Genomic DNA, 25,078 nt, shown 5'->3' with positions numbered 1-25,078 from the left:
GCCGCCATCGGCGCGCCAAATATCTTGAGTTGAGGATCCACCATGCGCCGCGGACGTTCGCTGCCCTATGTTTTTCTCGGCCCGACACTGGGCATCCTGATCGTGCTGGCGCTCGTGCCGACGATCTATGCCTTCAATATCTCACTGCAGAACCGCACGCTGGCGCAGCCGCAGGCCGACTATGTATGGTTCGCCAATTACGTCGTGCTGTTTTCCGATGCGCGCTTCCTCAATGCACTCTGGGTATCGTTCAAATGGGAGATCCTCAGCGTCACCGCCACCATGGTGACCGGCATCGTGCTCGCCATCGCCATGTTCGAGGCGGCCGGGCCGAGAATGCGCAACGTTCTCTGCGTGCTCTTCATAATCCCGGTGCTGCTGCCGCGCGTCTGCGCGGCCTTCGTCTGGAAATTCTCGTTTCATCCCCTCTATGGCGCGCTGACCTGGCCGGTACGCGAACTCACCGGCAGTACGCCTGACATATTGTCGACGCCATGGGGCGCGCTGCTGGCGGTGGCGTTCGTCGATGTCTGGCAATGGGGCCTGTTCTTCGCCGTCATCATTCTCAAACTGCTGGAGTCGCTGCCGCCGCAACCTTTGGAAGCCGCCCGGATCGACCGCGCGGCACGCTGGGAAGTGCATCGCTTCGTCACGCTGCCTATGCTGAAGGCTCCGCTCATCAGCCTGCTTCTGGTCAAGGCGATCGAAAGCCTGCGCTCCTTCGACCTGGTCTATGTCATGACCCGCGGCGGCCCCGGTATCTCCACGGAAACGCTCGACATGTACGCCTATTCGCAAGGCTTCATCGAATCCGGCAAGATCTCGTACGCCTCGTCGATGGCGGTCATCATGATGGTGTTGACGGTCGTGACATTCACCGTCACCTGGAAGAGGCTGAACCGATGAAAGTCTCGACGCTTCTGCTCAGGCTGCTGCTGGTGCTGGCCGCCGCCTTCGTCGTCCTGCCGCTGCTGTGGACCCTGCTCAACGCCTTCAAGACCAATGCCGACCTGTTGGTCAGCACGCCGAAGCTGTTCTTCCAGCCGGTCCTGGACAATATGAGCTATGTGCTCAATCGACGCTCGGTCGCGCGGGCGCTCACCAATTCGCTGGTCATCTGCACGAGTGCCGTGGTGCTCGGCGCCGTGCTTGGCGTGCCGGCAGCCTATGTCATCGCCAGGTTCAAGAACCGCCTGACGGCCGAGGCGCAGTTCTTCGTGCTGTCCCTGCGCTTTCTGCCGCCTGTGGCTATCGCCATCCCCATGCTGGTCATCTGGCTCGGCCTCGACCTCTATGATACGCGCGTCTCGCTGATCATCACCTATCTGATCGTCACCGCCTCGATCACCATCTGGCTCTCGGTGCCGGCCTTCGAGCGGGTGAGCCTGCAGGTCGAAGAGGCGGCGAGGGTCGATGGATTGGGGCCATACGGCACGTTCTTCCGCATCGCGCTGCCGATTGCGCGCTTCCAGGTCTTCGGCGCCATCGCCTTTTCGTTCGTGCTGGTCTGGAACGAATTCCTTCTCGCCATGATGCTTACCACGTCCAAGGCCAAGACCCTGCCGATCATTGCATCCGAAATGTCCCAGCTCGGAATGAACGTCCCCTGGGGCATTCTCAACGCCGCCGTCGTTCTCCTGTCGCTGCCACCTCTCATTCTGCTTGGAGTTCTGGCGGGCGGGCTCAATGCAGCATTCTCGAAGAAAAATAATCAAGGTTGAATCCCATGAAAGCACTTGTCCTGGAGCGCGTCGGTGAACTCAAGTTGCGCGATATCGATCTGGCCCGGAATATGGGCGCGGACGACGTCCGCATCCGTCTCCATACGGTCGGCGTCTGCGGCAGCGACGTACATTACTACACCCATGGCCGCATCGGCGATTTCGTGGTCAACGCACCCATGGTTCTGGGGCATGAGGCTGCCGGCACCGTGACCGAGGTCGGCGCCAACGTCACCGATCTCAAGCCGGGCGACCGCGTCTGCATGGAGCCGGGAATTCCCGACCCATTGTCGCGCGCCTCGCGCCTTGGCCTCTATAATGTCGATCCGGCCGTCACTTTCTGGGCAACGCCGCCCGTGCACGGCGTGCTGTGCCCGGAAACGATCCATCCTGCCAGCTTCACCTATAAATTGCCGGACAACGTCTCCTTCGCGGAAGGCGCGATGGTCGAGCCCTTCGCCGTTGGCATGCAGGCCGCGGCCCGCGCGCGGATCACGCCTGGCGACACGGCCGTGGTGACTGGCTGCGGAACGATCGGCATCATGGTGGCGTTGGCTGCCCTGGCCGGTGGCTGCTCGCGGGTGCTGATCTCGGATGTTTCCGCGCCAAAACTGAAACTGGCCGAGACATATGACGGCGTAACCGGCATCAATCTGCGAGAGCAAAGCCTTGTCGATGCAGTCAATGCCGCCACTGGCGGCTGGGGTGCGGATATCGTCTTCGAATGCTCGGGCGCGCCGGCTGCGGTCGCCGATCTCTTCAAGGTCGTGCGGCCGGGCGGGACGGTGGTCCTGGTGGGTCTGCCGCCTGAACCGGTGCCGATGGACATTGCCGCTGCCTGCTCGCGCGAATGCCGCATCGAGACCGTGTTCCGCTATGCCAACGTGTTCGATCGCGCCCTCGCTCTTATCGCGGCGGGCAAGGTCGACCTGAAGCCGCTGATCTCCGGCACCTTCGCCTTCGAACAATCCATCGCGGCCTTCGAGCGCGCTGCCGAGGGACGTCCGGAGGATGTGAAACTGCAGATCATCCTGGACGAGGAGGGGCACTGATGGCGACAGTCGAATGCCGCGGCATCCGCAAGGTCTACGGATCGGTGGAGGTGATGCGCGACTTCAACCTCGATATCGACGATCATGAATTCGTGGTCTTCCTCGGCCCCTCAGGTTGCGGAAAATCAACGATGCTACGCATGATTGCCGGGCTCGAGGAGATAACCGGCGGCGATCTCCTGATCGGCGGCCAGCGCATGAACGACCGCGATCCCGGTGATCGCGGCATAGCCATGGTGTTCCAGAACTACGCGCTTTATCCGCATATGACCGTGCGGGAGAACATCGTATTCGGCCTGGAGCGCGCCGGCATTGCCAAAAGTGCCATCGAGGCGCGGCTCGCGCCGGTGGTCGAGGCGCTCGGCCTCGGCGTCTACCTGACGCGCAAGCCGACGGAGCTTTCGGGTGGCCAGCAGCAGCGTGTGGCTATCGCGCGTGCGATGATCAAGACGCCGGAGGTGTTCCTGTTCGACGAGCCGCTGTCCAATCTCGACGCCAAGCTTCGCGGCAGCCTGCGGGTCGAGATCGCCCGCCTGCATCGCGAATTGCAGACGACGAGCATCTATGTCACCCATGATCAGCTGGAAGCGATGACACTTGCCGACCGGATCGTCCTGATGAAGGATGGCCGCATTGAGCAGATGGGAACGCCGGAAGAAATCTACGAAGCTCCGGCCACCCTGTTCGCCGCCAGCTTCATCGGTACGCCGCCCATGAACTTCCTGCAATTGCAGGCGTCGGAGCAGGGAATTGGCGATTCTTCGGTCCTGTTCAAGGCGCCCTTTGCGGTCAGGCCGGGTGCCGTAACCGTTGGTATCCGCCCGGGATCATTCCGGTTGACCGAAGCCGGCGGCTATCGGGGCCGGGTCGAGCGCAACGAGTTCCACGGTGAGACGAGGCTCGTGACCCTGCGCAATGACGGCCACGAGATCAGCATTGCCCTTCCCGCCTCGACGGCGGTCAAGGAAGGTGAAACCGTCGGCATCGAAGTCGATCCGCGCGACCTGCATCTGTTCGATCCGGAAACCGGCAAACGGTATGAAGGGCAGAAGGCGGCGGCCTGAGAGCCTTCGACAAGCGGCCGGGTTCAGCCAGGCTGACTTGCCTGGCTGGCGTGGCGGGGAAGGAGCGTCGCCGCGACAATGGCTCCGATGATGGCGATTGCCACGACCGTACCGATCCAAACCCCATAGAGTCCCCATCCCAGGATGAACCCGGCGAAAACCGGCGAAGCAATATCCATTACCGCGGCCAGTGCCTGGCCGGCTCCCATGGCGGCCCCGTGCCTGCCGGGTGGAATGTGGAGGGAGAGCGCCGCCAGATAGGTTGGCTTTGCAAGAGCGTCGCCCGTGCTGATGCAGAGGACGGCAAAGGCGAGCACGGGGACGGAATTGGCTACCCCGGCACTGATGACGCCCGTGCAGATGAGGGCAAAGATCAGGATGATCAGCTGGTGTTCCGAGAAGACGCGGCCGAACCATCGTATCAGGAAAAGCTGGACCACGACGTTGATCGCGCCGTCCGCTGCTATGACGTAGCTGAACTCGCGCGCTCCCAGCGCATGGCCGTTCCAGACGAATTTGTCGGCAAGGAACAGCGGCAGCTGCGACGTATACATGCCGAAGGCGAGAAAATGGCACAGCATGACGATGATGAGAATGCGGACTACCGGAGAGGCGGTTATCGCCCATAGCGACACCTTGGCAGGATCGGGCTCGCCGGCGGATGGCCGCACTACCGTGTCGCCTTTGAGCCAGAAGGTGGTGACGATGATGCCGGAAATCGACAGGGCCAGCGCCAGATAGATCGGCGTGGTCAGTGAAATTTCCGACAGAATGCTCGAAAGGCCGGCGCCGACGATTGCTCCGAGACCGAGGCCGGCATTGACGATCCCGATCGCCTGACGCCGCGTCGCCACCGTGCTCTTGTCTGCTGCATAGGCGATTGCGGCCGAGAAGTTGCCGGCGGTGAGACCGAAGAGAAAGCGGGCGAGCATGACGATGAAGATGCTCTGCGCCACGGCGAGCAGCAACAGGCTCGCCACCGCCACGAACTGGCTCGCCAGAAGTACCCTTTTGCGTCCGAAACGGTCGGACAACTGGCCGAGCAAGGGCGAGGCTGCGGATTGGCTGATTGCCTCCGTGGCAAGGACGAGGCCGAAGATCAGAGGGCTCGCACCCATGGCACGCAGATAGAACGGCAGGACAGGCAGCACCGCCCCGACGCCAGCCGCATAAAGTGCGACAATGGCGAACAGCGGCAGCATCAATTGCCAATCCAGCCGATCCGATACGCCGTTCAGACTGGCGCCGGCGCTCATTTTGAAGCATTTTCGAGCTGAAACAGGGCCACGCGGTCGAAATAGGTTTCGAGATTCGCGGTCCGGTCTTCGCCAAGGGTCAGGATCGCGCCGACATAGCCATCCGGGCGGATCAGGGCACATTCGCCCGGCTCGAGTGCATAGGCGTCGCCGACATGGCCCCAGCTATCGATAATATCGCCCTTCGGACCGATGTGATGCACATGGAGGCCGGGTCGCGGCGTGATCGTTCCGCGGGCCGCTTCATCGACGAGCAGCGTCCAATGGGGCCCCTGGAACAGCTGGAACAGCCGCGTTGCCTGGCCGGCGGCACCCTCGATCGGGGCGTCGGGCGCCCGGTCTCCGGACTGCAACATGCCGCTGCGTTTGCCGAGCTGTCTTGACAGCAGCGAGTCCGGATAGCCGATATCGAGCTGCCGCACTTCGCGGTCACGGCGCATCTGGCCCTGCTTGTCCGTGCCGAGCAGCCGGGTGGAAAGTTCGAGCACGGATTGCGCGATCGGCCGCCGCTCCGCCTCATAGGTGTCGAGCAGGCGCCCGTCGGCACCGCCGAGCGCGGCGGCGAGTTTCCAGCCGAGATTATAGGCATCCTGCACACTGGTGTTCAGGCCCTGGCCGCCGGTCGGCGGGTGGATATGGGCTGCATCGCCGACGAGAAAGACGCGGCCGACGCGGTAACGGTCTGCAAGCCGGGCATTCATCGCATAGGCGGACGCCCAGGAAACCGACCCGACCCGCACATTGCTGCGACCCGTCCGCTCGGCGACCATCCGCTCGAGGCCCTCGGCCGACAGATCGGCCTCGCCTTCGGGCGGGATGGGTGCCTGTATCTGGAACAGGTCGGTGCCGGCAAGCGGGCAGATCGCGACCATCCGGTCGCTACCGCCACCATTGAATCGGTGCCAGGCGTCGCGATCGAGGCCGGTCAGGGTTACATCCGCCACGATTGCCCGCACGCCCAGCGTCTTGCCGGGAAAGTCGATGCCGAGCGCATTGCGGACGAAGCTGCGCCCCCCATCCGCCCCGACAAGGTAACGGACGCGCAAGGTCTGCTCGCCATCCGGACCCGAAAGGCGTACGGCGACGCTGTCCTCGTCCTGCTCGAAGCCGACCAGCTTACGGCCAAACTCCACCCTTTGGCCGAGCTCGGTCAGCCGCTCGCGCATGATCCGCTCCGTGAGGTATTGCGGGATCATCAGCGCGGCCTGGTAGGGCTCAGCCGGTGTGGGATCGGCGCGCTCGCCGGTTTCCTTCTCGGCAAAGCTGCCATCGTCGCGATACTCGCGCACTGCAGGATAAAGACCGCCGGCGGCAACGATCCTGTCGAGAATGCCGAGATCTTCGAAAATCTCCTGCGTCCGGGGCTGGATGCCCTTGCCGCGCGAACCGGCGAAAGCTTCGCCATTCTTCTCGACCAGGCGAAAAGACACGCCGCGTCGCGCAAGTTCGATTCCCAGCGTCAGGCCAGCCGCTCCCGCACCGCAGATGAGCACATCTGCCGCAAAACCATTTGTCATTTGTATCTCCTTGTGTGTAAGATGCACATAATAGCAAAGTGGCAGGGCAGTCAATGAGAAATGTGAAAAATACACATATTAACAGCAACCAGATCCGCCAGCTTCATAGTGCGCTGATCGATATCGTCAGCGTCATGAACCGGCCGCAGCGCGACGAGCAGATGGTGCGGGAGGCCGGAATCGCGCTTGACCGCGCGCTGTTTCCGCTGCTGGTCGGGATCGAGCGGCTCGGGCCCATAGGCATAGTGGAGCTCGCCGACCGGTCCGGCCGCGACTACACGACGGTCAGCCGCCAGGTGGCAAAACTGGAAAGCCTGGGGCTCGCCGCGCGCCGGCAGAGCGAAGCCGACCGCCGCGTGACGGAAGCCATCGTGACGCCGAAGGGCAAGGCGATGACCGACAAGATCGACACGGCGCGGGAAAGGATCGTCCGCTCGACCTTCCAGAGCTGGGATGCGCACGATGTCGAGGAACTGGTGCGGCTGATGCGGAAATTTGCCGATGCCATGAACGACCTGCCGGAAGAAACGCTGATGCCGGAAAACAAGGCTTAAGGCTGGCGGGCAGCTTCACACGGCGAGTTCGGTTTCGCGGTCGAACTGGTGCCGGGCGAAAGCGACCGTGCACCACCGCGCGACTGAACCATGGAAGGCCGTCCATCATCGCGCCACAATTGCCGTGAGTTATGATCTGGCCAAGCCATAACCGAGAGCTATCGATGGACATCAACATCGCCCTGAAAGCCTTCATCCGCACCGTCGAGAAGGGCTCGATAACCGGCGCCGCGCGCGACCTCGGCGTCTCGCAGCCCGCGGTCACCAAGCACCTTTTGAACCTCGAACGGCATCTGCGCACGCGGCTCCTGGAACGATCGTCCAAAAGCGTGCGCCCAACCGTGCATGGTCTCGAATTATACGAGGCGAGCCGTGTCGCGATCGCCTCGATCGATGCCGCCCTTGAAGGTGTCCGTCTCAATGCCGGAGAGATCGAGGGTGATTTGCGCATTCACGCGCCGTCCTGTATCGGCGCCAGGCACCTGCAAGGCATGGTGGCGGATTTCCAGGACGAGCATCCGGCTGTCATGATCGAGCTCGCACTGGACGACCGCACTGTCGACCTGGTCTACGACAATTTCGATCTCACCCTCCGCTACGGCAGGATCGAGGACCAGGAGGTCGTCGCCCGCAAGGTCGGCTGGGTGCAGCGGTTCCTCGTCGCCTCGCCGATCTATCTCGATAAAATTGGCGACATCCACGATCCGCAACAGCTTTCCGAGCTGGATGTCGTTGCGACCTCCAAGACCTTGTCGCCCCGAAATACGGTAACGCTGGTGCATACGGACAGGACGATGGAAGAAGTTGCCATCAGGCCGGTTCTGAAGACCAATAATGCACAGGTCATGATCAGCGCTCTCCTGCGCGGCCGGGGCGTCGGTCTGGTTCAGAGAAACCTCGTTTCCGAATTGATTGACCAGGGTCATCTCGTCCGCGTCCTGCCGGAATACGCGCTGAAGCCCACCGAGGCATATCTTGCCTATCCGTCGACGAAATTCATGCGGCCGGTGGTGCGGGCATTCACGGATTTCGTCATTCCGAGACTGCGGGCCATCAAGGGAATTTCGCGCGATCCCGGCGTCTTCGACTAGGGGTCATAACCTTCGGTTATCCGGGGCATCACCGATCCACCTATGGAAGACTGGCGGGTTCACAGGCTTATGTTGGAGCAGAGCCGGCATGTCGGCGTCAAACATATGGATCGCGAACCTACCCAGATGCAGAATCCTCCGAGCTTGATTTCCCGCCGGTGTTTCCTCGCCGGCTCATTGACCGCGCCCGTGCTTTTGAGCGGATGTATGACGACCGGCGACAGCGGCGCCGCGCCGTCACCCGCTGCCACGCCGGCTGCGCCGGAGACTACGGAACTCGAGGCACGCTATGCTGCCTTCGAGGATGGCGGCCATCTGGTGCCGGCAGTTCCGTACAAGAAGATGAACCCGGAATTCCTGCGCCAGCGGGTAATTGACCCCACCGGGGAGGCGCCGGGAACGGTCGTCGTCGATACGCCGAGGCGCTTCCTCTATCTGGTCGAACAAGGCGGCAGCGCAATGCGTTATGGCGTCGGAATCGGACGGGATGGGTTCGCCTGGGAAGGCCAGGGCTATATCCACTGGCGCCAGCCCTGGCCGCGGTGGAAGCCGCCCAGCGAGATGATCGCCCGGCAGCCCGAACTGGAACGTTATTCGGTCGCCAATGGCGGCATGGACCCGGGCCTGTCCAATCCGCTCGGTGCGCGCGCCCTCTACATCTTCCAGAACAGGCAGGACACTCTCTACCGGCTCCACGGCAGTCCCGAATGGCAGTCGATCGGCAAGGCGGTGTCGTCCGGCTGCGTGCGTCTGATCAACCATGACATCGTCGATCTCTACGGGCGCGTGCCATACCATGCGCCGATCGTCGTGCACCAGACGCCGATGACGGGCGTTGCCTGATTTCGGGACGCAACTTTGTCGCCGCCAAGCATGGCGCGCGGCGATGACGATCACCACCTGTTGCAAATCGAAAATCGTCTCGGAGTGACAGCAAATGCAACACCAGAAAACCCTTCGCCTGCTTTTTCCGCAATGGCAGGGCGGAGGCGATCCGTCCTACATGTTCGGCGGGAGAATGCTGGCCTGGCTTGCGCCCGAGGCGGATGGACCCGTCGAGGAAGTGACCGTGGCCGAGCCCGACGGCGCGCCCTTGCAGGTCATTGACGGAATCCTGGCGCGCGGCGTGGTGGTGAGCCAGTTCCGGGACGCCCGTCGCCGCATCGATCACCACCGGCCGGACCGGATCGTCGTGCTCGGTGGCGACTGCGGCGTCGATCTGGCGCCCTTCGCCTATCTGAACGAGCGGTATGACGGTGAACTCGCCGTGCTCTGGATCGACGCACATAGCGACCTGTTCTCGGACAAGGTCTTTGCCAATTCCCACGCCCATGTGCTCGGCAGCCTGATGGGGCAGGGCGACCCGGAATTTCTTGCTGCGGTCAAGTTGCCGATCAAGCCCGGCAATGCGTTGATTGCGGGTTGGCGTCCGCTTCCGGACAAGTTTTCGGAATTGCAGGAATTCGAGAATGCTCTCGCCGAGCGCATGGATATTCGGAGAGTTGGGCCGGAAGAACTGGCGGGCGACAGCCAGCCGGTGCTCGCCTGGTTGCGCGCGACCGGCGCGAAACACGTCGCGGTGCATTTCGATCTCGATGTCCTCGACGCCAATTTGTTCCGGTCGCTGACGTTCGCGAAGCCCGGCCGGCCGGCGCCGACGGATGACGATATTCAGGCTGGCCGCATGACCCTTCCGCAGATCGTCCGCTTGCTGGCCGACGTCGCCAAGGAGGTCGATGTGGTTGGCCTCGGCATCACCGAGCACATGCCGTGGGACGCGATTGCGCTGCGCGAAGCGCTTGCCGAACTGCCCTTGATCGGCAAGGTCCGTGAGCAGGCCTGAGGCCGAGGCTTCCGCAGAGAGTTGCTATCGAGCGGCTCGATCATTGGGAGCCGCCCGAGAACCGCGACCTTCGCCCGATCCTCCGGCGGGCATCGCAGCCGCACGCATGCCGAGCTTCTCCAGCAGATCGGCATCCTTGTCCCGGCCGGGATTGGCGGTGGTGAGCAAAGTCTCGCCGGTGAAGATCGAACTTGCGCCGGCAAGGAAGCACAGGGCCTGCAATTCGTCGCTCATAGCATGTCTTCCAGCCGAGAGGCGCACGACGCTGCGCGGCATCAGGATGCGGGCAAGCGCGACGAGGCGCACGAAGGCGATCGGTTCGACCGGCTTCGCCTTGTCCATGACAGGCGTGCCTTCGACGGCGTTCCACATGTTGAGCGGCACGCTTTCCGGAGGCCGTTCCAGTGTGGCCAGCGTGATCAGCATGGCTATACGATCATCCACCGTCTCGCCCATGCCGATGATGCCGCCGCAGCAGACCTTGATGCCGCTGGCCCGAACATGTTCGAGCGTCTGCAGCCGATCGTCCATGGTCCGCGTCGTGATGATCTCGGCGTAGAAATCGCGCGAAGTGTCGATGTTGTGATTGTAGAAATCGAGCCCGGCTTCCGCCAATTGCGCGGCTTGCTCGGGCGTCAGGCTGCCGAGCGTCACGCAACTGTCCATGCCGAGCGCCCTGACACCCTCGATCATGGCGCAGACCGCATCCATGTCGCGAGCCTTGGGACTGCGCCAGGCAGCCCCCATGCAGAATCGAGTGGCGCCGCCGGCCTTGGCGCGGCGGGCTTCCGCCAGCACGCGCTCGACCTCCATCAGCTTGGTTGCCTTGATGCCGGTCTTCCAATGCGCGCTCTGGGAGCAATAGCCGCAATCCTCGGGACAGCCGCCAGTCTTGATGGACAGCAGCGTCGCAGTCTCGATCTCGGTCGGGTCGAAATGGCGGCGGTGGACGGTTTGCGCCCGGTAGAGCAATTCCGGAAATGGCAGATCGTAGATCCTGCGGGCATCAGCCGGTGTCCAGGTCGCGCGCAATGGTTCGGCGGTGTCCTCGACCAGGTCGATAGCGAGGCTTGAGGCCGTCATTCGCCGATCAACCTGGAAAGACGGGCCGGAACAAGCGCCGCACCGAAAGCCACCACGGCAATATTGATCAGATCGCCGATGATGAAGGGTGTGAAGCCAAGCGCGATGATTCGCTCGAATGGCACGTAGAAACCAAGCCAGGGAAGGCCGATGGCATAGGTCACGGCAAGGCCCGCCAGCATGGACATGATGTTGCCCACCGTCTTTCGTCCGCGCGCCAGCGTTCCGGTCAGCCAGCTCGCCACCAGATATCCGAGCAGATAGCCGCCTGTCGGACCAGCCATATAGGCGAGCCCGATGCCCCGCTCGGGTGTGCCGGAGAATACCGGCAGCCCCGCCGCACCGGCGGCGAGATAGGCAAGAAAGGTCGCCGTGGCGAGACGCGGCCCAACGGCCAGCGCGATAGCCATGACGGCCAGGGTATGCAGCGTCATCGGCACGGGCCAGGAAGGGACATGGATCTTCGCTGCGGCGGTGATCAAGGCCACCCCGATGACGATGGTGGCGGCGATCCTGAAGGATGATCGGAAATTGAGCTTGTCGACAGCGGCTGCTTGGTGCATTCGGATCCTCATTTTATAGATAAAATGATATAATATCTATAATGAATCCAGAAGCGGGCATGAATTGCAAGCGGAATATAGATAATTCTATCCGACAATCGCGAAAACATCGCGCTTGCAGCCGCCCCGCGTGATGGGACGATGCCCAATCCACTGGACATGGCGTGCAAGCGTCGCACAGGCGGTTTCGGCATCGCCCTTGCGCAGCGCCGCCAGAATGGCGCGATGATCGTGGTCCGTCCGCGTCTCCCAGTCGGATTGCCAGGTAGCGAAGAGAAAACGGGCGCTCGCCGCATGCAGGTCGTCGATCGTTGCCATGAGACGCGGCATCCGGCAGGGCTCGAGGATCAGGCGATGAAAACGGCGGTTGGCCGCCTCCCAGGAGCGGACGTCGCGTGAATTATCCCCGGCCTTCGTCGCTTCTTCGGCGGCATCGAGAATGGCTGAAGTCAGATGCGGCGCGGCGTGCCGCAATGCCAGCACTTCGAGCGCGGCCCGCATTTCCGCAACTTCCTTGACCTCGGAAAGATCGAAAGCGGCAACGCGGACGCCGCGCCTCGGTTCGCTGATGGCCAGCCCCTGCGCCTCCAGACGCCGAAACGCCTCGCGCACCGGCACGTGGCTTGCGCCGAACTCCTCGGCTATATGATCTTGCCGCAACCGCGACCCCGGCTCGATCTCACCGGCGATGATGCGGTCTGCCAGATGGCGGCTGATGCGCGCCGCCACGGTCTCTTCTGATTTCCTGTTCATGTTTAATAGATAATTCGGCAAGCGCCACTTGTCGACCAGCCGCCGGCGCCCTCCACAACGGTCTCGGCAGCTTCCCGCCATCGGAAGCTCGTTTCATCTCACACATTGCGAGCCAGGCATCAATCGGCAAAAAAGCTTCGGTTTTCCGCCGCAAGTTTCGGCAATGATTTAAGTATCTCGCGAAGGTGGATATGCATCGCGGATTCGGCCGTTTCAGGCGATCCGGTTTCGAGCGCATCGACGATCGTCGCATGCTGGTCGATGATGGCGTCCAGGGGTGTTGCCTCGGGCAATGACAGATAGCGCACGCGGTCCATCTGCGCCTTCAGGCTGTCCAGGACCCGCCAGGCATCATCGCAATTGACGCTTCCGGCAATGGCCTGGTGATAGGCTTCGTCCAGCCGCAAAAAGCCCGAATGGTCGCCCCTTGCGGCTGCCCTGCGCTGCTGCTCGATGATATCCCGAAGCTGGGCGATCCCGGCCGCCGATGCCTGCAGCGCAGCCTTGCGCACGACCGCCACTTCGATGGCTTCGCGCAGGAACTGGGCGTTCTCGACCTCCTGCACGGAGATGAGGCGGACAAATGTTCCCCGTTGCGGGCGTATCTCGACGAGGCCCGCCTCACTCAGCTTGATGAAAGCTTCGCGCACCGGCTGGCGCGAGACGCCGAGCTGTGCCGCGATCTCAGATTCGGAAACCGCGTCGCCGGGCCGCAGCTGCAGCTGCACGATCGCATTGCGTACCACCTCATAGACCTGGCCGCCGACACTGGTCTGCCGGGCCCGCGTGGTATCGGGTGTGAGAGCCGCAAGTTTGAAATTCGCCGTCATGTTGACACTACATATACTACCATACTAGTCTTGCAAAGAGGCTGGAGGGCCAATGGCTTTTGGGAGGACAAAATGAGCTTTGTTTCGAAATTCTGGGCAGGGGCGGTCGTGGCGGCCACGATTTCGCTGGCGTCGCCGGCGCTGGCTGCGGATTATACGCTCAGCATAAACACGGCGCTGACGACTTCGGACCCGCTATACAAGGGTCTTGAAGCCTTCCGCGACAATGTCGCCAAGGCGTCCAATGGCGCGATGGAGATCAAGCTGTTTCCGAACTCGCAGCTCGGCGCCGACGAGGACGTGCTGGAGCAGGCTCGTGCCGGCGCGCCGGTCGCCGTCATCGTCGATGGCGGACGGCTCGCGGCATTCGTGAACGAATTCGGCGTCCTCGGCGCGCCCTACCTCGCCTCGGGCTATGATGGCATCCGTAAGGTGGTGGTTTCGGACAAGTTCGAGGATTGGGTCAAGAAACTGCACGACGCGTCCGGGCACCAGGTCCTGTCGTTCAACTGGTGGCAGGGCGAAAGGCATTTGTGGACCAGCAAGGAAGTCAAGGTGCCGGCCGACCTTGCGGGCAACCGCATGCGAACCCCCGGCGCGCCGGTCTGGGTGGAAACAGTGTCCGCAATGGGCGCGGTGCCGACGCCGATGCCGTTTGCCGAAGTCTATTCCGCGCTGGAACAGCGGGTCATCGACTCGGTCGAGGCGCAGCTGCCGGCAGGTCTCGGGGCAAAGCTGCCTGAAGTGACGAAAGTGCTGACCAAAACCGGCCACATCAATCTCATCACCGGCCTTGTCACCTCGGGTCCGTGGTTCGACAGCCTGCCGGCGGAGCTGCAGACCATGCTGCGCGAAGAGGCGTTGAAGGCCGGCGACATCGCATCGCACGGCACGCAGGATTCGCTGGCCAAGATCGAGGCCGATCTGGTCGCTGCCGGCATGACGGTCAAGGAGATCGACGTGACGCCCTTCAAGGAGGCCACCGCGGTCGTCTACGACAAGCTCGGCTACGGCGCGCTGCGGCAGGAACTGCAGGCGATAACCAACAATTGAAAATCGGCCTCTGCGGGCCGCCGTCTTTGATCTGGGGACATCATGCTCAAACGCTTGGTTCAACTTGAGTTGGCGATCTGTTTCGCCTTGCTCGCAGGCATTACCGGCCTCGTCTTCGTTGCCGCCATCATGCGCTTCTTCGGCCACCCGCTGATCTGGTCGGTCGATATGGCTCAGCTGCTGTTCATCTGGCTCTGCTTCATTGGCGCCAACAAGGCCATGCGGGAGAAGTCGCATCTCGGCATGGAGGTGCTCGTATCGCGCCTCCGCTATCAGCGCCGCTTCTGGCTCGAAGTGATCTGCGCGGTGATCATCATCGCCTTTCTCGCGGTTCTCGCGCTGGAAGGGTGGAGGCTTACCTGGCTCAATCGCGAGCGCACTTTCGGCGACAGTACGCTTTCCTATGCCTGGGTCACCGTGGCGGTGCCGGTGGGATGCGTACTGCTGGGCGCGACGCTCGTCCATAACATGGTGCGGGCATTCCGCGGCCAGCGCGAGGAGCTGCTCGTCTACAACCGCACCCCTGCGGAAATCGAAGCCTCCGCCCCAACGCTGGAACTCTGATCATGCTGCTCATTACAATCGTCTTTGTGATCCTGATGGTCGTCGGCATGCCTGTTGCCTTCGCGACGGGGATAGCCGGCTTCATCTTCTTCATGACCACGCCGGGCATGCCGATGTCGATCGGCGTCCAGAAGATCGCCTCGATGAGCCAGAGCTTTCCGCTGCTCGCCGTGCCGTTCTTCGTGCTTGCCGGGCACCTGATGAATGCAAGCGGCATCACCTCGCGCCTCCTGAAGGTGGCGCTGGTTTCCGTCGGCTGGATGTCCGGCGGGCTGGCGCAGGTCGCCATCGTGCTGTCGACGCTCATGGGCGGCGTCTCGGGTTCTGCCGTCGCCGATGCCGCCATGGAAGCGCGCATCCTTGGCCCGACAATGGTGGCGAAGGGCTATGGCAAGGGTTTCTCGGCCGCGGCCATCGCCGTCGGCTCGCTGATCACCGCAACCATTCCGCCGTCGATCGGGCTGATCCTCTACGGCTTCGTCGGCAATGTCTCGATCGGGCGGCTGTTCCTCGCCGGCATAGTCCCGGGCTTCCTGATGATGGCCGTCCTGATGCTCACGACCTATCTCATTGCCAAGAAGCGCAAATATGTCGTCGCCGACAGCACGCGGCCGACCTTGCGGGCGCTTGGAACTGCCTGCTGGGATGCCAAATGGGCGTTGCTGTTTCCCGTGGCGCTGGTTCTGGCCATCCGGGGCGGGTTGTTCACGCCTTCCGAGGTGGGTTCGGCGGCCGTCGTCTATGCGCTGGTCATCGGCTTTTTCGCCCATCGCCAGCTGACGCTGGAGGAGGTCTGGCGGAGTTTCGGGCAGGCCACCTCGGATGTCGGCCTGATCATGCTCATCATCCTGATGAGCGGCATGGTCGGCTATGCCACCATCTATATGCAGGTGCCCCAGGAACTCGCCGGCTGGATGCTGGCCGGGATCAGCGATCCGAACCTGATCGTGCTGGTCATCCTGGTCTTCCTGCTGGTGGCGGGGCTCGCCCTCGACAGCACCGTCATGGTGCTGCTGCTGACGCCGATATTCGTGCCGATCATCGTGCAGCTGGGCATGGACCCCGTCCATTTCGGCATATTGATGATGTCGATCGTCACTCTCGGCGGCATGACCTGGCCCAGCGGTTCGGCGATGTTCGCGGTATGCTCGTTGATGAATGTCTCGATCGAGGAATATTCAATCGAATCGATCCCGTTCATTGCCGCCATCGTCGCCCTTATCGCCGTGCTGCTGTTCGTGCCCGGCCTGGTACTCTGGCTGCCCAATCTCGCCTTCAGGTGAGGGTGGGGGCGGTTTCCCGCGTCCCACCCCGCATTTTCATTTGACGGGGACGAAGACCGCCTCGCCCTTGCGGACGATATAGGTGGCGAGTTCCGAGGCAGTATCCTTGCCGATATTCCGCGCCGAATGTGGAACGCCGGAGGGAATGAACAGCGACTGCCCTTCGGTAAGCGTCACCGGATCGCGGCCTTCGAGCTCATAGACGATCGTGCCCTTGAGAACGTAGGCGATCTCCTCGCCCGGATGAGTGTGTTTCGGTGCGAGCACGCCCGGAGCGAAATCGACACGGACCTGTGCGGCCTCATGGCCGGGAATGTCGATGTCGCTCTGCACCAGATCGGTGCGTTTCAGAGGCTCGTCGGCCGAAGCAGGCAGCGAGGCGGCGGCGGTCATGATGAGGGCCAAGGCTGCCAGATGGCGGATATGTTTCATGGTCTTGTCCTTTCGGAATGGTTGGTGCTGGTCTGTGTTGGTGATTTATCGGCGCAGCGGCCTGAAGGCTTCTCTCAGCTCCCCGGCAAAAAGTTCAGGCTGTTCCCAGGCGGCGAAATGACCGCCCTTTTCGACCTGGTGATAATATTGAAGCGTTGGATAGGCCTGCCTGCTCCAGCTCTCGGGAGCGCGATAGATTTCTCCGGGGAAGACCGTGATGGCGACGGGAACCTTGATGTCCTTCGTTTTCTGCGCGTCGGCGCCGAAATTGTTTTTGTTGTTCTCCCAGTAGAAGCGTGACGATGACGCCCCCGTATTCGTCAGCCAGTACAGGGTGATGTCGTTCAGCATCTCGTCTCTGGAGAGAACGCGCTCGGGGACGCCGCCGCTGTCGCTCCACTGGGCGAACTTCTCGTAGATCCACGCGGCCAGGCCTGCGGGCGAGTCGGCGAGGGAGTAGCCGATGGTCTGCGGCCTCGTCACCATCATTGCACCGTAGGCGGCGTTCCTGCCGAAGAACGTGCTCAGCGATTGATAGGCCTCGCGCTCGGCCTCGGACAACGTCGCCGGCGCGGGATCGCCGCTGTTGATCGCCTTCATGAGCGCGCCCGGAACCGTCGCCGGCATATTGAGATGGATACCCAGCAGCCCCTTCGGCGCCTGCCGCGCAAGCGCGTCGGAAATGACGGAGCCATGGTCGCCGCCCTGCGAAACATAATGCGTGTATCCAAGACGCTGCATCAGCACGTCCCACGCAGCGGCGACGCGGTCGGGACCCCAGCCGGGCCCGGTGGGCTTCTGCGAAAAGCCATGGCCGGGGATGGAGGGAATTACGACGTCGAACGCATCCTCGGCACGGCCGCCATAGGCCGTCGGATCGGTAAGCGGTCCTATCGCCTTGATGAATTCGAATGTCGATCCCGGCCAGCCGTGGGTGAGTATGACGGGAAGGGCATTGGGGTGGCGGGAGCGCACGTGGATGAACTGGATATCCACGCCGTCGATGGTGGTGATGAACTGCGGCAGGGCGTTGAGCTGGGCTTCGGCCTTGCGCCAGTCGTAATCGCTGCCCCAATAGCGAACCAGATCCTGGACACGCGACAACTGGATGCCTTGCGACAGGTCGCCCACCGTTTCCTTGTCGGGCCAGCGCGTTTCAGCGATCCGCCGGCGAAGCTCGTCCAGCTGCGGCTGGGGAACTTCGATCCTGAAAGGCCGTATGCTTTCGCTGGCGGCCTTGGTCCCGGCGCTGACGGCTGCGCTGCCGGAGGCCTGCGCATAGGCGGCAGGGGCCAGAAACACCGCGCCCAATGCTATGGCAAGGGCCTGGCCGGCGAGACGATTGCGACTGATATCCGTACGGGAATATTTCATGAGACGCTCCATGGTTGCTGTCGCGGGGTGCGACATCGGTGCGGAGGCTTATGAAGGAGCGGCGTATCCCGAATGTTTCAGGAAATGGCCGAAACTGTATCAGATTGTGGCTTGACCGGCCCGGAGCAGCAGAAATCGATAATATCCGTTTATCTGAATCGATAAATCCGATATGAAGCGTAAATCTCGGATCAGTCGGTACGCAAAATGGACTCCAACTTTCTCGTAATAGACCCCGAAAAAGACCTGGCCGTCATCAAGGGCGTCTCATCGATGCCGCGCATCAGGCTTTTGAAGGAATTGTCCAGACTGCCGGGCATGAACGTCAATGACCTGGCAAAGGCATCCGGCCTGCCGCAATCATCCGTTTCGGCGCATCTCCAGGTGCTGGAAAATGCGGGGCTTGTCCGCACCGAGATGCAGAAAGCGCGCAAGGGCAACCAGAAGATGTGCTTTGCGGTCTATGACGAACTCGTCGTCACGTTCAATCCGACCCGGCCCGCGCTGTCGTCGGATATAGTGGAAGTAGCGATGCCGCTGGGTCTTTATACCAACAATGCGGTGACAGGCCCCTGCGGCATCTGTTCGGTGAATGGAATAATCGGGCTTCTCGACGTGCCGGAAACCTTCATGGATCCGGAGCGCATGAAGACGAGCCTGCTCTGGTTCACCAGCGGCTTTGTCGAATATCAGTTTCCCAACAATGCGAAATTGCGCGGCCATAGTATAGAAGCCATTGAAATTGCTATGGAAGTAAGCTCGGAGGTTCCGGGAACCCTGGCGAACTGGCCATCCGATATCGTCTTGTCTGTGAATGGCAGGGAGATCGGCGTCTGGACCTCGCCCGGCGATTATGGCGACCGCAGGGGCACCTACACGCCCGATTGGTGGAAGCTGAAGGGATCGCAGTACGGAATGCTCAAGACGTGGTCCGTCGGCCCGACGGGCACCTTCGTCGATGGCCACAGGATATCCGACGTCACCACCGACGACCTCGCGCTTGACGAGCACCGCTCGATACGGTTGCGCGTCGAGGTCAAGGCGGATAGCCGTCACCCCGGCGGCATCAACATATTTGGCCGCGGTTTTGGCAATTACGACCAGGATATTATTTTGCGTTTGAAAACAAGGCCCTAGTTCGGAAGCCGGCGCTGCGTTGTGCGCTGCAGCACATTCTAGCCATTGACAAGTGCGACCGGCTGGCCTGTCTATATCCAAAAATACGATTTATATCGTGTTCGTGGATATAGGAGGAAGCAGAATGAAGGCTCGCGCGGCCGTCCATAGGGATTTCAAGATCAGCGATATCGATGAGCGGCTCTACTCCGCCTTCATCGAGCATATGGGGCGTGCCATCTATGGCGGGATCTACGAACCCGGCCATCCCCAGGCCGATGAACAGGGCTTTCGCAAGGATGTCCTGAAGTTCGTGCAGGACCTGCGCATTCCGGCCATTCGCTATCCGGGCGGCAATTTCGTCTCGGCCTATCGCTGGGAGGACGGCATCGGTCCGAGGGACCAGCGCCCGGTTCGCCTCGACCTTGCCTGGCGCTCGAAGGAGAGCAACCAGATCGGCGTCAACGAGTTCGCCGACTGGGCCAAGATGGCGGGCATCGAAATGATGCTGGCCGTCAATCTCGGCTCGCGCGGTCTCGACGATGCGCGCAACTTCCTCGAATATGTCAATTTCCCGTCGGGCACGGCATGGAGCGATCTGCGCCAGTCGCATGGCAAGGCCGATCCTTACCAGGTCAAGATGTGGTGCCTCGGCAACGAGATGGATGGCCCCTGGCAGATCGGCCACAAGGTCGCCACCGAATATGGCCGTCTCGCCAATGAGACGGCCAAGGCGTTCAAGAGCTTCGACCGCGATATCGAGGCGATCGTCTGCGGCAGCTCCAATGACGGCATGGCGACCTATCCCGAATGGGAGCGCGAAGTGCTCGAAGAGTGCTACGAGAATGTCGACTACATCTCGCTGCACAAATATTTCGGTAACAAGAGCAAGGACACGCTGAACTATTTCGGCAAGATCGAGGAGACCGGCCGTTATATCCAGACCATTGCCGGCACGATCGACTACGTGAAGTCGAAGAAGCGGGCGAAGAACGACGTTCATATCTGCTTCGACGAATGGAACGTCTGGTACCATATCCGCGAAGAGGACAGCCAGCGTTGGCGGACATGGGACTGGCCGGAGGCGCCGGCATTGCTGGAGGAAACCTATAATTTCGAGGACGCGCTGTTCGTCGCCGGCCTGCTGAATGAATTCATCCGCCGCTCGGACCGCGTGCGCATCGCCTGCATCGCGCAGCTGGTGAACGTCATTGCCCCCATTCGCGCCGAGAAGAACGGTCCCGCCTGGCGCCAGACGATCTATCATCCCTATCGGTTCGCCTCGATCTACGGACGCGGCGAAGCCTTGAACGTCGCCGTCGATGCGCCGACATATGATTGCCGTGTCGCCGATGACGTGTCCTATCTCGACATTGCCGCGGTCCATGACCGGGGCGAGGGCGTCCTGACGCTCTTCGTCGTCAACAGGCACCTCACCGAAAAGGCCGAGCTCGATGTCAGCCTGACCGGCTTTGCCAAGGCGGCGCTGTTCGAGCATCATGCGATGGAAGGCTACGGCCTCAACGATACCAATGGCCCCGACCGGCCGGATCATGTCGTGCCAAGGCAGGGCGCGGGCGTCGATGTCGAGGACGGCAATCTGAAGGGCAGCATCGCACCGCTTTCCTATCATGTCTTCCGCCTCAAGATGAATTGAGGCGGCGACATGGGGATCACTCTGAACAATGTGAAAAAGAGCTTCGGCCCCATCGACGTCATCCACGATGTCAGCATGGAAATTCCGACCGGAGACTTTGCCGTTTTCGTGGGACCCTCGGGATGCGGCAAGTCCACGCTGTTGCGCATGATCGCCGGGCTTGAGGATACGACCGGCGGCACGATTTCCATCGAGGGCCGCGACGTCACGCATGTGGAACCGGCCAGGCGCGAAGTCGCCATGGTTTTCCAGTCCTATGCGCTCTATCCGCATCTGACCGTCTTCGAGAACATGGCCTTTTCCCTGCGGTTGAAGAAGACGCCGAAGGCGCGCATCAACGACATGGTGCAGGAGGCGGCGCGCATCCTGCATCTCGAGGACCACCTGAAGAAACGGCCTTCCGAATTGTCGGGCGGGCAGCGCCAGCGCGTCGCCATCGGCCGCGCCATCGTCAGGCAGCCAAAGGTGTTCCTGTTCGACGAACCGCTGTCGAACCTCGATGCCGAGCTGCGCGTGCAGATGCGGCTGGAACTTGCAAGGCTGCACAAGCAGATCGGTGCGACGATGATCTACGTCACCCATGACCAGGTCGAGGCGATGACGCTGGCGGATCGCATCTTCGTCCTGAAGAGCGGCGTGGTGCAGCAGGCGGGCAGGCCGCTCGAACTCTATGACGATCCCGACAATCAGTTCGTGGGCGGGTTCATCGGATCGCCGGCCATGAACTTTCTCGCCGGGCGGGCCCTCGGCCAGCAGGACGGCCTGCTGCGCATCGGCCTCGACGCAATAGAGCAGGAGCTGACGGCAAGAGTGACCACGGAGGTTGCCGCCGGCACCGGCATCAAGATCGGGCTGCGGCCCGAGCATCTGCAACCGGTCGATGGCGGTATTCCGGCGACAGTTGAAATGGAGGAAGATCTCGGCGGCGTTTCCTATCTGCATGCGCGCTTGTCCGACGGGCGTCCCATCGTCGTCGAGATGCGCGGCCGCCGCAACAGCCTCGATGGAAAGGCCATAGCGGTCGGAGCGGCGCCGGAAGACGTCCTTGTTTTTGCGGAGAATGGGCGTCGGCTGCGCTGACGCTTTCATGGAGTTGGGTCAATAGCCACCGACGGGAGTGAGGTGGCCTCACATGATGGAGGAATTCTGATGCAATACAAAACTCTGCTTGCCGCCACGGCGATGGCGCTCATGACGATTCCGGCCTGGGCGGTGGAAAACGTCACCTGGTGGGATTTCCTCAGCGGCGGCGATGGCGTCCGCATGAAGGCGCTGATCACCCGCTTCAACGAGGAGCACCCGGATATCAAGGTCACCGGCACCACGCTCGAATGGGGCATCCCCTTCTATACGAAGGTGCGCACCTCCGTCGCCGTCGGGCAGGGGCCGGATGTCATGACCTATCACCTGTCGCGCATGCCGCTCGGCTTGGAGGAGGGTGTGCTCGACGAGATCACCGACGACGACCTGAAGAATGCCGGCGTGACCAAGGAAAGCTTCTTCCCTGCCTCGGTCAAGGCCGCGAGCTCGGATGACGGCAAGCTCCATGCGGTGCCGTTCGATATCCACTCGATCGTGCTCTATTACAACAAGTCCTATCTCAAGGACACGAAGTTCCTCGACGCCGATGGCAAGCTGACCGGCATCAACAATCTGCAGGATTTCGAAGAGGCGCTAGCGCTGGCGAAGGAGAAGGGCGCGGAAGCGCCGGTTTCCTACGCGACGGGCGACGATGGCGGCACCTTCCGCGTTTTCTATACATTGCTGCGCCAGCAGGGCGGGGAGCTGATCACGGGCAAGGAAGTCCTGGCCGGCGACAATCTGCAAAAGGCCGCCAAGGCGATCGAAGTCATGACCCGGTGGGCCGGCAATGGCTGGCAGCCGGAACAGGCGGAGTACGAGGCTTCGGTCGCGCTGTTCACCGCCGGAAAATCGGCTTTCTCGCTGAATGGCGTGTGGGAAGTTCCCACCATGATCGACATGGAGAAGAAGGGCACGCTCGGCTATGAATGGGGCGCCGTGCAGGTTCCGAACCTGATGGGCACGCAGACCTCCTGGGCGGATTCGCACGCTTTCGCCATCCCCGCCAACAACAAGATGTCGCCGGAAAAGCGCAAGGCGGTCATGACCGTCATCGGCTGGATGGAGAAGAATTCGCTCGCCTGGGCTGAAGCCGGGCACATCCCGGCCTATAAGGAAGTGGCCGAGGGCGAGGCGTTCAAGAAGATGGAGCCGAACGCCACCTATTCGGCGCTGGCGAACAATGCCTCCTACGATCCGCGCTCGCCGATCGCCGGCGTCGCATCGCCGGCCTATGACGCGGCAATCAATGTCATCTCCCCCGCCATCCACGGCTATGCCGAGCCGATGCAGGCGGCGGAACAGATAAAGCAGGATCTGCAGGATCGGCTGAAATAAGCGGCTGTCGGGCCGTGCGTTCGCGCGCGGCCCCTCGCATCGATACTGGGCACACTGGGCATACTGGGAGGTTTCTGACGTGGCTGTGCTGACAAACCGGCGGAAGGAGGTGGCGGTTGCCGTCTCGCTCGTTGCACCGTTCGTACTGATATTCGCGCTGGTCTTCCTTTACCCGACGATCCGGCTCGTGCAGTTGAGTTTCACCAATTCGCCGCTTATCGGCCCCGGCGAGTGGATCGGGCTCGACAATTTCGTACGGCTTCTATCCGACAAGCTGTTCCTGACATCGCTGAAGAACAATGGCTATTTCGTGCTGCTGACGGTGGTTCCGACGACGGCGCTGGCGCTCGGCATCGCGCTGATGATCACCCGTTTGCGCGGGCCGCTGCAGGCGCTGGCGCTGGCCATATTCTTCCTGCCCTACATATTGCCGGTGTCGGTGGTCACGCAGATCTGGACATGGATGCTGGATTTCCAGTTCGGCGTGTTGCAGCCGATGATCGAATTCTTCACCGGCAAGCCTGTTCCCGTGTTCAAGAATCCCTATTGGGTCATGCCGACTGTCGCTGCGGTGACGATCTGGTGGACCAATGGCTTCAACGTCCTGCTGTTCATCGCCGGCCTGCGCAATATCCCGAAGGATTATTACGAGGCGGCGCAGCTCGACGGCGCCACGCGGTGGCAATTGTTCGCCAGGGTGACATGGCCGCTGCTCTGGCCGGTCACGGCGCTGGTGCTGACGCTGCAGCTGATATTGCAGTTGAAGATCTTCGACCAGGTCTACCTGCTCAGCAGCGGCGGTCCGTTCAATTCGTCCTATGTGCTGCTGCTGATGGTCTACCGCGAGGCCTTCCAGCTCAACCATGGCGGCTATGCCTCGACGATCGCGCTGGTGCTGTTCGTCATCATCGCAATGCTGTCGATCCTGCAGTTCCAGCTGCTTCGTGCGGGAGGACGGCGATGAGATCGATCAGGAAAATCGAAAACGCGGTGCTGACGGCCTGCACCTTCCTCGCCGCGGCATTGTGGATATTTCCGCTCTACTGGGCATTCATCACGTCCATTCGTTCGGAAGAACGCGTGGTGTCCGACGCCGCCGGCATCGTGCCGGACGAATTCAACCTTTCCTCCTATGTCGACATCCTCTGGAACAGCAATCTCGTCAACTGGTACATCAATTCGATCGGCACCGCCCTCATCATCACCGTAACGGTGATCGTCTCCGGCATGATGTGCGCCTATGCCATCTCGCAGATGCGGTTTCCGGGCCGGCGCATTCTCTATGGCGTGGTGCTGGCGAGCTTCATGGTGCCGTCGCAGGCCCTCGTCGTCACCCAGTTCATCCTGATGAACGATATGGGCCTCATCAATACATGGGCCGGCATCATCCTGCCGCAGCTCATCGTCCCTGTCGTCATCATCGTCTACAAGCAGTTCTTCGACGCGGTGCCGAAGGAGATGCGCGAGGCGGTGGTTCTGGATGGCGGCGGCGACTACACGCTGCTGTTCAAGATCTATCTGCCGCTGAACTGGGGCATCACGACCGCGCTCGCCATCATCACCTTCATCATGGCCTGGAACCAGTTCCTCTGGCCGTTCCTCGCGGTGACGACGGAAGACATGATGACAATCCCGGTCGGCATCACGCAGGTCAAGGACGCGTTCGGCGTGTTCTATGCGCGCCTGATGTCGGTGGCACTGCTCGGAGCGATGCCCGTCGCCGTCGCCTATCTGATCTTCCAGAAGAGGGTGACCCAGGCCGTGATGATCTCGTCCGGGGTCAAGGGCTGAGCGACAGCATCGACTGGACTGGAAAATGGCCCGCTTCCGAGCGGGCCATTTTCGTTTGGCTGG

At 61.8% G+C, this 25,078-nt stretch carries 25 protein-coding genes; 17 read left to right on the top strand and 8 right to left on the bottom strand.

The annotated features are described in order from the left end of the window. Positions 1 to 42: 42 nt before the first annotated feature. Genes OSJ75_RS11880 through OSJ75_RS11865 form a run of 4 tightly spaced genes read left to right on the top strand, consistent with a single transcriptional unit; the run spans position 43 to position 3,837 of the window. Positions 43 to 906, top strand: coding sequence for a carbohydrate ABC transporter permease (locus tag OSJ75_RS11880; protein WP_250018963.1), 864 nt, complete (start codon positions 43 to 45; stop codon positions 904 to 906). Continuing rightward, the gene (locus tag OSJ75_RS11875) at positions 903 to 1,721 is read left to right on the top strand and encodes a carbohydrate ABC transporter permease (RefSeq protein WP_250018962.1); all 819 of its coding nucleotides are present in this window, start codon (positions 903 to 905) and stop codon (positions 1,719 to 1,721) included. Before OSJ75_RS11880 ends, OSJ75_RS11875 begins: the two co-directional genes overlap by 4 nt. 5 nt (positions 1,722 to 1,726) lie before the next feature. Beyond that, on the top strand, positions 1,727 to 2,773 hold the full coding sequence (locus OSJ75_RS11870) for an NAD(P)-dependent alcohol dehydrogenase (RefSeq protein WP_267228198.1): 1,047 nt from the start codon (positions 1,727 to 1,729) through the stop codon (positions 2,771 to 2,773). Next, positions 2,773 to 3,837 (top strand): ABC transporter ATP-binding protein, encoded by a 1,065-nt coding sequence (locus tag OSJ75_RS11865; RefSeq protein WP_267228197.1) that lies wholly within the window; start codon positions 2,773 to 2,775, stop codon positions 3,835 to 3,837. The genes OSJ75_RS11870 and OSJ75_RS11865 overlap by 1 nt, the downstream gene beginning before the upstream one ends. A 23-nt stretch (positions 3,838 to 3,860) precedes the next feature. Here OSJ75_RS11865 and OSJ75_RS11860 read toward each other — a convergent pair whose 3' ends face one another. Together OSJ75_RS11860 and OSJ75_RS11855 are read right to left on the bottom strand one after the other, a co-directional pair. Next, complete coding sequence (locus OSJ75_RS11860) at positions 3,861 to 5,093, bottom strand: MFS transporter (protein WP_267228196.1); 1,233 nt, start codon at positions 5,091 to 5,093, stop codon at positions 3,861 to 3,863. Beyond that, the gene (locus OSJ75_RS11855; protein ID WP_267228194.1) at positions 5,090 to 6,610 is read right to left on the bottom strand and encodes an FAD-dependent oxidoreductase; all 1,521 of its coding nucleotides are present in this window, start codon (positions 6,608 to 6,610) and stop codon (positions 5,090 to 5,092) included. The genes OSJ75_RS11860 and OSJ75_RS11855 overlap by 4 nt, the downstream gene beginning before the upstream one ends. A gap of 53 nt (positions 6,611 to 6,663) precedes the next feature. On the opposite strand from OSJ75_RS11855, the gene OSJ75_RS11850 reads away from it, so the two are divergent. The 4 genes from OSJ75_RS11850 to OSJ75_RS11835 all read left to right on the top strand — a co-directional run bounded on the left by OSJ75_RS11850 (position 6,664) and on the right by OSJ75_RS11835 (position 10,098). After that, positions 6,664 to 7,164, top strand: a complete 501-nt coding sequence (locus tag OSJ75_RS11850; RefSeq protein WP_267228193.1) for a MarR family winged helix-turn-helix transcriptional regulator — start codon at positions 6,664 to 6,666, stop codon at positions 7,162 to 7,164. Between the two features lie 164 nt (positions 7,165 to 7,328). Then, the gene (locus OSJ75_RS11845; protein ID WP_267228191.1) at positions 7,329 to 8,255 is read left to right on the top strand and encodes a LysR family transcriptional regulator; all 927 of its coding nucleotides are present in this window, start codon (positions 7,329 to 7,331) and stop codon (positions 8,253 to 8,255) included. Between the two features lie 126 nt (positions 8,256 to 8,381). Next, entirely contained in the window at positions 8,382 to 9,098 is a 717-nt protein-coding gene (locus tag OSJ75_RS11840) for a L,D-transpeptidase (protein ID WP_267228276.1), read from the top strand. Between the two features lie 94 nt (positions 9,099 to 9,192). Further along, positions 9,193 to 10,098 (top strand): arginase family protein, encoded by a 906-nt coding sequence (locus OSJ75_RS11835; RefSeq protein ID WP_267228190.1) that lies wholly within the window; start codon positions 9,193 to 9,195, stop codon positions 10,096 to 10,098. Between the two features lie 24 nt (positions 10,099 to 10,122). Here the strand turns inward: OSJ75_RS11835 and bioB are convergent, their stop codons facing one another. From bioB to OSJ75_RS11815, 4 genes are all read right to left on the bottom strand, one after another. Beyond that, complete coding sequence (gene bioB / locus OSJ75_RS11830; RefSeq protein WP_267228189.1) at positions 10,123 to 11,181, bottom strand: biotin synthase BioB; 1,059 nt, start codon at positions 11,179 to 11,181, stop codon at positions 10,123 to 10,125. Next, complete coding sequence (locus OSJ75_RS11825; protein ID WP_250018953.1) at positions 11,178 to 11,744, bottom strand: biotin transporter BioY; 567 nt, start codon at positions 11,742 to 11,744, stop codon at positions 11,178 to 11,180. Before OSJ75_RS11825 ends, bioB begins: the two co-directional genes overlap by 4 nt. Before the next feature lie 87 nt (positions 11,745 to 11,831). After that, positions 11,832 to 12,497 carry a GntR family transcriptional regulator gene (locus OSJ75_RS11820; protein ID WP_267228188.1) on the bottom strand — a complete coding sequence of 222 codons (666 nt, stop codon included), beginning with the start codon at positions 12,495 to 12,497 and terminating at the stop codon, positions 11,832 to 11,834. Between the two features lie 119 nt (positions 12,498 to 12,616). Beyond that, positions 12,617 to 13,327 carry a GntR family transcriptional regulator gene (locus OSJ75_RS11815; RefSeq protein ID WP_267228187.1) on the bottom strand — a complete coding sequence of 237 codons (711 nt, stop codon included), beginning with the start codon at positions 13,325 to 13,327 and terminating at the stop codon, positions 12,617 to 12,619. A gap of 72 nt (positions 13,328 to 13,399) precedes the next feature. Here OSJ75_RS11815 and OSJ75_RS11810 point away from each other — a divergent pair, with 72 nt between their 5' ends. The 3 genes from OSJ75_RS11810 to OSJ75_RS11800 are packed head-to-tail and all read left to right on the top strand — an operon-like array spanning position 13,400 to position 16,227. Continuing rightward, complete coding sequence (locus tag OSJ75_RS11810; protein WP_267228185.1) at positions 13,400 to 14,380, top strand: C4-dicarboxylate TRAP transporter substrate-binding protein; 981 nt, start codon at positions 13,400 to 13,402, stop codon at positions 14,378 to 14,380. A gap of 42 nt (positions 14,381 to 14,422) precedes the next feature. Continuing rightward, positions 14,423 to 14,944 carry a TRAP transporter small permease gene (locus tag OSJ75_RS11805; RefSeq protein WP_267228184.1) on the top strand — a complete coding sequence of 174 codons (522 nt, stop codon included), beginning with the start codon at positions 14,423 to 14,425 and terminating at the stop codon, positions 14,942 to 14,944. Positions 14,945 to 14,946: 2 nt separating this feature from the next. Next, on the top strand, positions 14,947 to 16,227 hold the full coding sequence (locus OSJ75_RS11800; protein WP_250018948.1) for a TRAP transporter large permease: 1,281 nt from the start codon (positions 14,947 to 14,949) through the stop codon (positions 16,225 to 16,227). Between the two features lie 36 nt (positions 16,228 to 16,263). Here OSJ75_RS11800 and OSJ75_RS11795 read toward each other — a convergent pair whose 3' ends face one another. Both OSJ75_RS11795 and OSJ75_RS11790 read right to left on the bottom strand, forming a co-directional pair. Next, the gene (locus OSJ75_RS11795; protein ID WP_416362560.1) at positions 16,264 to 16,650 is read right to left on the bottom strand and encodes a cupin domain-containing protein; all 387 of its coding nucleotides are present in this window, start codon (positions 16,648 to 16,650) and stop codon (positions 16,264 to 16,266) included. Positions 16,651 to 16,704: 54 nt separating this feature from the next. Continuing rightward, positions 16,705 to 18,033: an epoxide hydrolase family protein gene (locus OSJ75_RS11790; RefSeq protein WP_267228182.1), complete on the bottom strand. Its 1,329-nt coding sequence runs from the start codon at positions 18,031 to 18,033 to the stop codon at positions 16,705 to 16,707. A 207-nt stretch (positions 18,034 to 18,240) separates the two neighbouring features. On the opposite strand from OSJ75_RS11790, the gene OSJ75_RS11785 reads away from it, so the two are divergent. From OSJ75_RS11785 to OSJ75_RS11760, 6 genes are all read left to right on the top strand, one after another. Beyond that, on the top strand, positions 18,241 to 19,170 hold the full coding sequence (locus OSJ75_RS11785; RefSeq protein WP_250018945.1) for an ArsR/SmtB family transcription factor: 930 nt from the start codon (positions 18,241 to 18,243) through the stop codon (positions 19,168 to 19,170). A gap of 124 nt (positions 19,171 to 19,294) precedes the next feature. Further along, positions 19,295 to 20,806, top strand: a complete 1,512-nt coding sequence (locus OSJ75_RS11780) for an alpha-N-arabinofuranosidase (protein ID WP_250018944.1) — start codon at positions 19,295 to 19,297, stop codon at positions 20,804 to 20,806. A gap of 9 nt (positions 20,807 to 20,815) precedes the next feature. Beyond that, positions 20,816 to 21,886, top strand: a complete 1,071-nt coding sequence (locus OSJ75_RS11775; RefSeq protein ID WP_267228181.1) for an ABC transporter ATP-binding protein — start codon at positions 20,816 to 20,818, stop codon at positions 21,884 to 21,886. A gap of 66 nt (positions 21,887 to 21,952) precedes the next feature. Then, a complete protein-coding gene (locus OSJ75_RS11770) occupies positions 21,953 to 23,224 on the top strand; it encodes an extracellular solute-binding protein (protein WP_267228275.1) in 1,272 nt (423 codons plus the stop codon). Positions 23,225 to 23,309: 85 nt separating this feature from the next. Next, entirely contained in the window at positions 23,310 to 24,188 is an 879-nt protein-coding gene (locus OSJ75_RS11765; RefSeq protein ID WP_371929582.1) for a carbohydrate ABC transporter permease, read from the top strand. Next, a complete protein-coding gene (locus OSJ75_RS11760) occupies positions 24,185 to 25,015 on the top strand; it encodes a carbohydrate ABC transporter permease (RefSeq protein WP_267228179.1) in 831 nt (276 codons plus the stop codon). The genes OSJ75_RS11765 and OSJ75_RS11760 overlap by 4 nt, the downstream gene beginning before the upstream one ends. Positions 25,016 to 25,078: the final 63 nt, after the last annotated feature.

This window comes from Phyllobacterium sp. 0TCS1.6A (assembly GCF_026420825.1).
GTDB lineage: Bacteria > Pseudomonadota > Alphaproteobacteria > Rhizobiales > Rhizobiaceae > Phyllobacterium.
This window is presented reverse-complemented; position numbering and strand designations above follow the sequence as displayed.